We start from the raw sequence: 7876 nt of genomic DNA on the forward strand, positions 1-7876 counted from the left end.
TGTGCCAGCGCGGAAGCTCAGCCGCGGCTGACCGCCGCCACCGCCTTGGCCACGTACTCCAAGTTGCCCTGGTTGAGCGCGGCCACGCAGATCCGGCCGGTGCCCACCGCGTAGATGCCGAACTCGTCGCGCAGGCGATCGACCTGGGCCTTGCTCAGGCCCGAGTACGAGAACATGCCGGCCTGCTGGTTGATGAAGGCGTACTCCGGGTGGCCCTGCTCGGCCAGCTTCTGCACCAGGCCGCCACGCAGGGCGTGGATGCGCTCGCGCATGCCGCGCAGTTCCTCTTCCCACAGGGCGCGCAGTTCCGGGCTGGTCAGCACCCCGGCCACCAGCGCCGCGCCGTGCGCCGACGGGCTGGAGTAGATGGTGCGGATGATCCGCTTGATCTGCGACTGCACCGCCTTGGCCTGCTCGGCGCTCGGGGCGACGATCGACAAGGCGCCCACCCGCTCGCCGTACAAAGAGAACGACTTGGAGTAGGAACTGGCGACCACGAAGGCCTCGATCCCGGCCTCGACCAGCACGCCGATCGCGGCGGCGTCTTCGGCGATGCCCTTGTCGAAGCCCTGGTAGGCCATGTCCACGAACGGGAACAGCTGGCGCTCCTTGAGCACCTGCGCGACCTGCTTCCACTGCTCGACGGTCAGGTCGGCGCCGGTCGGGTTGTGGCAGCAGGCGTGCAGCAGCACTGTGGTGCCCGGCTTGAGCCTGCCCAGGTCGGCGAGCATGCCGGCGAAGTCCACGCCGTGGCTGGCCGCGTCGAAGTAGGTGTAGTCCACCACCTCGAAGCCGGCGGCGGTGAACACCGCGCGGTGGTTCTCCCAGCTCGGGTTGCTCAGCGCCAGGGTGGCGTGCGGCAAAAGCTTGCGCAGCAGCTCGGCGCCGACCCGCAGCGCGCCCGAGCCGCCCACGGTCTGGGTGGTGGCCACGCGGCTGGCGGCCAGCAAAGGCGAGTCCTTGCCGAACAGCAGCTCGCGGGTGGCCTGGGTGTAGGCCGGCAGGCCGTCGATCGGCAGGTAGCCGCGCGGGCGCGCGGCGGCGGCCAGCGACTGCTCGACCTGCTGCACCGCTTTGAGCAGCGGAATCCGTCCCTGTTCGTCGTAGTAGATGCCCACGCCCAGGTTGACCTTGGTGGCGCGGGAGTCGGCGTTGTACGCCTCGGTCAGGCCCAGGATCGGATCGCCCGGGACCAGTTCGACGTTCGAAAAGAAGGACACGGCTGGCTCTGTTGGAAAGTGGAGGGATGCCCGCGGGGCGATGGGTGCGCCGGATCGGCGCCGCGCCCGCAAACCGGCCAATCGTAGCAGCCCGCCCGGGCCGCCTCGACCGTTTCGGCTGTGACCGGGCCTACAGGCGCAGCTCCAGCCCGGCCAGCACCCCGCGGCCCGGACCGGGCTCGTAGTAGCGGCCGTTGGCCTCGTTGACGATCACCGAGCCGACGTGGGCGCGGTCGAGCAGGTTGTCGATCCGGGCGAAGGCGCGCAGGCGCCGGTCGCCGGCCAGTTCCCAGCCGCGCGCCGCCTCCAGGTGCAGCAGCCCGTAGCCCGGCGCCCGGGCCTGGCCGCGGTCGTCCACCCCGACCGCGCCCAGCGCCGCGCCTTCCAGCGCCGCCTCCCAGGCCTGGCCCTGCCACTGCAGGCGCGCCCAGGCCTGCTGCCACGGCAGACCGGGGATGCGGGTGCCGGCGGGCACCTGCACCCGGGGCGTGGTGCAGGGACTGGCGGCGCACACGGCGAAGCCTTCGCGGAAGCGCGCATCCAGCCAGGTCGCCGCCAGCTGCAGCGACCAGGCTTGGCCCAGCGGCAGCCGCGCCGACAGTTCCGCGCCCTGGCGGCGGGCGCGGCCGACGTTGCGGTAGCTGCTGCGGCCGCCGCTGTTGCGCGCCACCGCCAGCTCGTCGTCGGTATCGGCGCGGAACAGCGCCGCTTCCACCGCGGCGCCGGCCCGGCCGCGCCACTTCGCGCCCAGCTCGAGGGTGTCGCTGGCCGCCGGGCGCAGGTCGAAGGCCAGCCCGGCCTGGCCGTCGGCGCGGTAGCCCAGTTCGTTGAAGGTCGGGGTCTCGAAGCCGCGCCCGGCCGACAGGTACAGGCGCAGGTCGGCCGTCGGCGCGAACGCCAGCCCGGCCACCGGCGTCAGCCGCGAATACCGCACCCGGCCGCTGTCGTCCGGGTTGGCCGCGGTGAGGTAGCGGTCCTGCGAGTCGAAGCGCACGGTGCTGTGGCGCGCGCCGGCCTGCAGCGACCAGCGCGGCGCCAGCCGCCACCAGGCCTGGGCGTAGCCGTCCAGGCTCTCGACCGTGTCGATCTGGTCGCGGCGCAGCCGCCCGCGCACGCCGGTCAGGGTGCCGCCGGCGCCGTCGTCCACGAAGTTCTCGTAGCCGTGGCGGTGCTGGCGCTGGCGTTCGCCGCTGGCGCCGACCGTCAGTTCCAGGTCGCGTCCGCCGGCCTGGCCCTGCCAGCTGGCCCGCGCGTCCAAGCCGCCATGGTCGCTGTCCAGGTCGACCACGCCGCCGGCGCTGAGCGGACTGGCCTGGGCGGCGACCGGTACCGCCAGGTACTGGGTCACCGCGCGCCGGCCGCCGTAGCCGGAGACGCGCAGGGTCGTGGCCTCGCCCCAGGGCTGCCGCCAGTTCGCGCCCAGCTGCGCCTGGCGCACCGACTTGCGGGTGTCGTACTGCTCGGCCACCGCCACGGCCTGGCGCGGGTCGGCACGCACCTGGTCCCAGGTCAGGCCGAGCGGGTCCTGGGCATCGGGCGCGTCGAAACCGTTGCCGACCAGTTCGATCCGCCCGCCGCCGGCCAGGTCGCGGTGCAGCTTGAGGTTGAGCGAGGTGCGCCGCGCCGCGCTGTGCCGGCGATAGCCGTCGCTGTCGGACCTGGTGGCCGCCAGGTGGTAGCCGGTGCCATCGGCCGTCGCATCGCCGCCGAGGGTGCCGCGCAGGCGCGCGCTGGCCGACAGCCCGTCGTAACGTCCGGCGGCGGCGCGCAGGTCGGCCTGCGGTTCGGGCGTGCCGTCGGCGCTCCACAGCTGGACCACGCCGCCGGAGGAGTTGCCGTACAGCGCCGAGAATGGCCCGCGCATCACCTCGACCCGCTCGGCCGCGGCCAGGGCGAAGTGCGACAGCTGGCCCTGGCCGTCCGGCATCGTCGCCGGGATGCCGTCGGCGTACAGGCGCACCCCGCGCACGCCGAAGGTGGCGCGCGCGCCGAAGCCGCGGATGGACAGCTGGGTGTCCTGGGCCTGGTTCTGGCGGTCGCGCGCCAGCACTCCGGGCACCCCGCGCAAAGCCTCGGACAGGCTGGCCTGGGCATCGTTGCGGTAGCCGGACAGGTCGACCCGGTCGAGCGAGGCGGGCAGGTCGAACGTCGGCGCCGATTCCACCCGCGCGGTGACCACCACCGCCGGCAGGCGCAGTTCCTCGCCGGCAGCGCAGGCCGGAATCGATGCCAGGCAGAGGCCGGCGGCCAGCGAAGCGGTGCGGAACGGAAGCGTGGGGGGCATGCGCGCAGTGTATTCGCCGGCTCCTACAACGGATCGTCATCATGCCGATCCGGCATGAGCATCTTCCCGATCGTCACGGCGAAAACAACGCCGGTTTTACCCATCGGTGCCCTCGCCCCGTTCTACTTGCACCCCTTGGAAGTACGGAGGGGAACCCCATGCGGATCACCATCATCGGCGCAGGCTTCAGCGGCAGCGTGCTGGCCACGGAACTGGCGCGCACCGCGCCGGCCGGCGTGGACCTGTGCCTGGTCGGCACGCCCGACGGCTACGGCCGCGGCGTGGCCTATGGCGAGGCCCGGCCCGAGCACCTGCTCAATGTCCGCGCCCGCGAGCTGGGCGCCACCCAGGACCAGCCCGGCGAGTTCGCGCGCTGGCTCAACCTGACCAAGCGCGCCGAGGAGAGCTTCCTGCCGCGCCTGGTCTACGGCGAGTACCTCTACTCGCGGCTGCAGTCGGCCGCGCAGGTCTCGCTGGCCGGCTTCAACCAGGTGCAGCAGGAGGCGGTGGCGGTCGAGCGCGAAGGCGGCGCGTTCCGGGTGACCCTGGCCGACGGCTCGGACTTCCTCACCGACCGGGTGGTGCTGGCGGTGGGCACCCTGCCGCCGCAAAGGCTGCAGGGGGTGGGCCCGCGCCTGCTGGTCGATCCGGGCTACATCGCCTGGCCGTGGCAGCGCAACCTGCGCGGCGAGGACGCGCTGGCGGCGGTACCGAACGACGCGCGGGTGCTGATCGTCGGCGCCGGCCTGACCATGGCCGACACCGTGGTGACCCTCGTGCGCCGCGGCCACACCGGCCCGATCACCGCGCTGTCGCGCCACGGCCTGTTGCCGCAGGCGCACCTGGTCGAGCCCGGCCCGCCAATCGCGCTGCCGCCGACGGTGCTGCATGCGCTCAACAGCGCCGACGTGCGCCTTTTGCTGCGCACCCTGCGCAGCCTGGTGCCGATCGTCCCGGACTGGCGCTGCCTGATCGACGCCCTGCGGCCCTACCTGCAGGGCTATTGGAAGACCCTGCCGGACGAGCAGCGCGGGCGCTTCCTGCGCCACCTGCGCCACCACTGGGATGCCGTCCGCCACCGCCTGGCGCCGAGCGTGCACGAGGAACTGCAGCAGCTGCGCGACGACGGCCGCCTGTCGATCCGTGCCGGCCGCCTCCTGCGCGCGCGCCGCGGCGAGACCGCGGTGGAAGTGGTCCTGCGCGAGCGCGGCCAGTCCCATTCCAGCGCCGAGCAGTACGACGTCCTGGTCCGCGCCACCGGCCTGGACACCGACGTCGAGCGCACCAGCCACCCGCTGATCGGCCAGCTGCGCGACGCCGGCACCCTCGGCGCCGACCCGTTCGGCCTGGGCGTGCGCGCCAACGCCCAGTTCGAGGTGCTGGACCGCCATGGCGGCCCGGTCCGCGGCCTCTACTGCCTGGGCACGTTGCTGCGCGGCCAGCTGTGGGAGATCACCGCGGTGGCCGAACTGCGCGTGGCCGCGCACCAGCTGGCGGCGCAGCTGCTGCGGCCTCCGGCGACGAAGAGCGTGCGCGAGCCGCTGTCGCGCGTGCGCGCGTTGTAGCGCCGAGGCTCACACGTCGCCGTCGTCCGCCCAGCCCTCGCCACTGCCGCGGTGGAACACCGCGTCCTCGGCCAGCACCGCGCCGGCCGGGATCCCCGGCTGCCCTTCCAGCCGCGCATACACCGGGGCGAAGTCCGGCGCGGTGGCCCGCATCAGCTGCTCGAAGCTGTCGATGACGAAATAGGTCTTCTGGAAGCTGTCGATCCGGTAGCGGGTGCGCATGATCCGCTCCAGGTCGAAGCCCAGCCGGTTCGGCACCTCCGACTCCAGCGAATACAGCGACTCGCCCTTCGAGGAAACGATGCCGGCGCCGTAGATCCGCAGCCCGTCGTCCTGGCGGATCAGGCCGAACTCCACCGTGTACCAGTACAACCGCGCCAGGTTATGCAGGGCCGCCGCGCCCAGCCCGTGCGCCTTCAGCCCGCCGTGGCCGTAGGCCTCCAGGTAGTCGGCGAAGCGCGGATCCATCAGCAAAGGCACATGCCCGAACAGGTCGTGGAACAGGTCCGGCTCGGCGATGTAGTCGATCTGCTCCGGGCGGCGGATCCACCAGGTCACCGGGAAGCGGCGCGCGGCGAGGTGGCCGAAGAAGTCCTGTTCCGGCAGCAGGCCTTCCACCCCGACCAGGGTCCAGCCAGTGGCGGCCGACAGCGCCTCGTTGAGCTGGTCGAAGCGCGGGATCGCGCGCGCATCCATGCCCATCGCGTCCTGCGCCTGCAGGAACGCATCGCAGGCGCGCCCCACCAGCAGCTCGCGCTGGCGCGCGTAGAGCGTGCCCCAGGTGCGGTGGTCGTCGGCCCCATAGTCGCGCCACGGCTGCTCGACCACGCCGGTGGCGTAGACCGGGATGTGGCCGCGATCGGTTTGCTGGTGTTCGACCCGGCGTGGGGAGGCTGTGTCGTTCATGGCGCTGCCCAGGGAGGATGGCCCAGCGTAGGCCCGATTCCGCGCAATGGGCTTGCGAACTTGCGCGACGATGACGAACTGACGCAATCTTGTTGCGCAAAATATTGATACAAGGCAACGATGGCCGCCTCGATCGAACTCGACCGCACCGACCTGCGCCTGCTGGCCCTGCTCCAGCAGCAGGGCCGCACCCCCAACGCCGAACTGGCGGTGCAGGTGAACCTCTCGCCCTCGGCCTGCCTGCGCCGGATCCAGCGCCTGGAAGCGGCCGGCGTGGTCGCCGGCTACGCCGCCCGGCTGGAGCCGCGCGCCGTGGGCCTGGGCCTGCAGGCCTTCGTCCGGGTGCAGCTGGAGAAGCACGGCGCCGCCGGCATCGACCGCTTCGTCGAGCGCGTCCAGGACTGGGACGAAGTGGTCGCCTGCCACGCCCTCACCGGCGACATGGACTACCTGCTGCACGTCTGGGTGCAGGATCTGGAGCATTTCTCCCGCTTCCTCCTCGACCGCCTGCTCAACGACTCCGGCGTGGCCGACGTCAATTCCAGTTTCGTGCTGCGCACGGTGAAGGCGTTCCGGGGATTGCCGCTGCCGGTGGGCTGAGCGCTGGGACTCAGCGGTCCAGCGGGCTCAATACCCCGAGCGCGCCCCGGTTGAGCACGTGCGTATAGATCTGGGTAGTAGCCACGTCCTTATGGCCCAGCAATTCCTGGACCGTGCGGATGTCGGCGCCAGCTTCGAGCAGATGGGTGGCGAAGCAGTGGCGCAGGGTATGCGGCGTGACCGGCCGGTCGAACCCGGCCTCGCGGGCGGCGCGACGTACCGCCGACTGCAGCACCTTCTCGTCGATGTGGTGGCGCCGGCGTACTCCGTCACGCGGATCCACCGAGATGCGCGTGGCCGGAAATACGTATTGCCAGGCCGGCTCGGCGGCCGCATTGGGGTATTTTCGCGCCAGCGCGTGCGGCAGGTGGACCCGGCCGAGTCCGCAGGCCAGATCGCGCGCGTGCAGCGCCCGCACCTGCACCAGCTGCGTGGCGAGATCCTGCCGCAGCACGGCCGGCAAGACTGTCACCCGGTCCTTGCCGCCCTTGCCATCGCGCACCACCAGTTCGTTGCGTTCCAGGCCCACGTCCTTGACCCGAAGACGCGCGCATTCCATCAGGCGCAGGCCGCTGCCATAAAGCAACCTGGCCATCAGCGCCTCGCGCCCGGCCAAGCGCTCCAGCAGGCGGCCCACCTGCGCCCGCGACAGCACCACCGGCAGGCGCTGCGGCCGCTTGGCCCGAACCACGTTCTCCATCCATGGCAGGTCGACGCCCAGCACGTCCCGGTACAGGAACAGCAGCGCCGACAGTGCCTGGTTCTGGGTGCTGGCGGCGACGTTGTCGCGGGTGGCCAGGCGGCTGAGAAAGTGTTCGACCACGGCCCCATCAAGTTCGCGCGGATGCCGTGGCAGGTAGGCGCGGATATACCGGCGAATCCAGTAAAGATAGGCCTGCTCGGTCCGCAGGCTGTAATGCTTCAGGCGCATCCGGTTGCGGACCTGTTCCAGCAGGCGCGGCTCACGCAGCTGCGCCACGTCGCCGGATATCCCGGCATGCTCGCCGTCATAAGACATATCGGGGCCTCCTTGCCGCTTTTGCCGGCAGAATGCGCCCAGCCGCCCTTGGCTGGCATAGGCCAACCCCGTGATCCTTGTAGGATTTTCTTGATTGACGAGCTTTGGTCCTGCTCGCACACTCCGAATTACGCCCCCGCCTGGGGTCTACTGGTAGTTAGATGCCCATGACAGATCCCGACAAGCTGGAACGAATGCGGAAGCACATGCTGACACTCGGCGTGTCGCCGTCCACTGCGGCCCCTCCGCTCTGGAAGCTGCTTTGGCGGCTCGGCATTGATCT

General features: G+C 71.6%; 7 protein-coding genes. 3 read left to right on the top strand and 4 right to left on the bottom strand.

Annotated elements, in window-relative coordinates:
- Positions 1 to 17: 17 nt before the first annotated feature.
- Together CSC62_RS09885 and CSC62_RS09890 are read right to left on the bottom strand one after the other, a co-directional pair.
- A complete protein-coding gene (locus CSC62_RS09885) occupies positions 18 to 1220 on the bottom strand; it encodes an amino acid aminotransferase (RefSeq protein ID WP_162406015.1) in 1203 nt (400 codons plus the stop codon).
- Between the two features lie 130 nt (positions 1221 to 1350).
- Positions 1351 to 3504 (bottom strand): TonB-dependent receptor family protein, encoded by a 2154-nt coding sequence (locus CSC62_RS09890; RefSeq protein ID WP_162406016.1) that lies wholly within the window; start codon positions 3502 to 3504, stop codon positions 1351 to 1353.
- Positions 3505 to 3662: 158 nt separating this feature from the next.
- Between CSC62_RS09890 and CSC62_RS09895 the strand changes: the two genes are divergently transcribed.
- Positions 3663 to 5069 carry an FAD/NAD(P)-binding protein gene (locus CSC62_RS09895; protein ID WP_162406017.1) on the top strand — a complete coding sequence of 469 codons (1407 nt, stop codon included), beginning with the start codon at positions 3663 to 3665 and terminating at the stop codon, positions 5067 to 5069.
- Positions 5070 to 5078: 9 nt separating this feature from the next.
- On the opposite strand, the gene phhA is transcribed toward CSC62_RS09895, so the two are convergent.
- Complete coding sequence (gene phhA / locus CSC62_RS09900) at positions 5079 to 5975, bottom strand: phenylalanine 4-monooxygenase (protein WP_162406018.1); 897 nt, start codon at positions 5973 to 5975, stop codon at positions 5079 to 5081.
- 120 nt (positions 5976 to 6095) lie between these two features.
- On the opposite strand from phhA, the gene CSC62_RS09905 reads away from it, so the two are divergent.
- The gene (locus CSC62_RS09905) at positions 6096 to 6575 is read left to right on the top strand and encodes an Lrp/AsnC family transcriptional regulator (RefSeq protein ID WP_162406019.1); all 480 of its coding nucleotides are present in this window, start codon (positions 6096 to 6098) and stop codon (positions 6573 to 6575) included.
- A 10-nt stretch (positions 6576 to 6585) separates the two neighbouring features.
- Here the strand turns inward: CSC62_RS09905 and CSC62_RS09910 are convergent, their stop codons facing one another.
- Positions 6586 to 7593: an integron integrase gene (locus CSC62_RS09910; protein WP_162406025.1), complete on the bottom strand. Its 1008-nt coding sequence runs from the start codon at positions 7591 to 7593 to the stop codon at positions 6586 to 6588.
- Positions 7594 to 7760: 167 nt separating this feature from the next.
- Between CSC62_RS09910 and CSC62_RS18285 the strand changes: the two genes are divergently transcribed.
- On the top strand, positions 7761 to 7876 hold a 116-nt coding region (locus tag CSC62_RS18285; RefSeq protein WP_425502009.1), incomplete at its 3' end, for a DUF6404 family protein.

It is taken from the genome of Pseudoxanthomonas jiangsuensis (assembly GCF_010093185.1).
GTDB lineage: Bacteria > Pseudomonadota > Gammaproteobacteria > Xanthomonadales > Xanthomonadaceae > Pseudoxanthomonas > Pseudoxanthomonas jiangsuensis.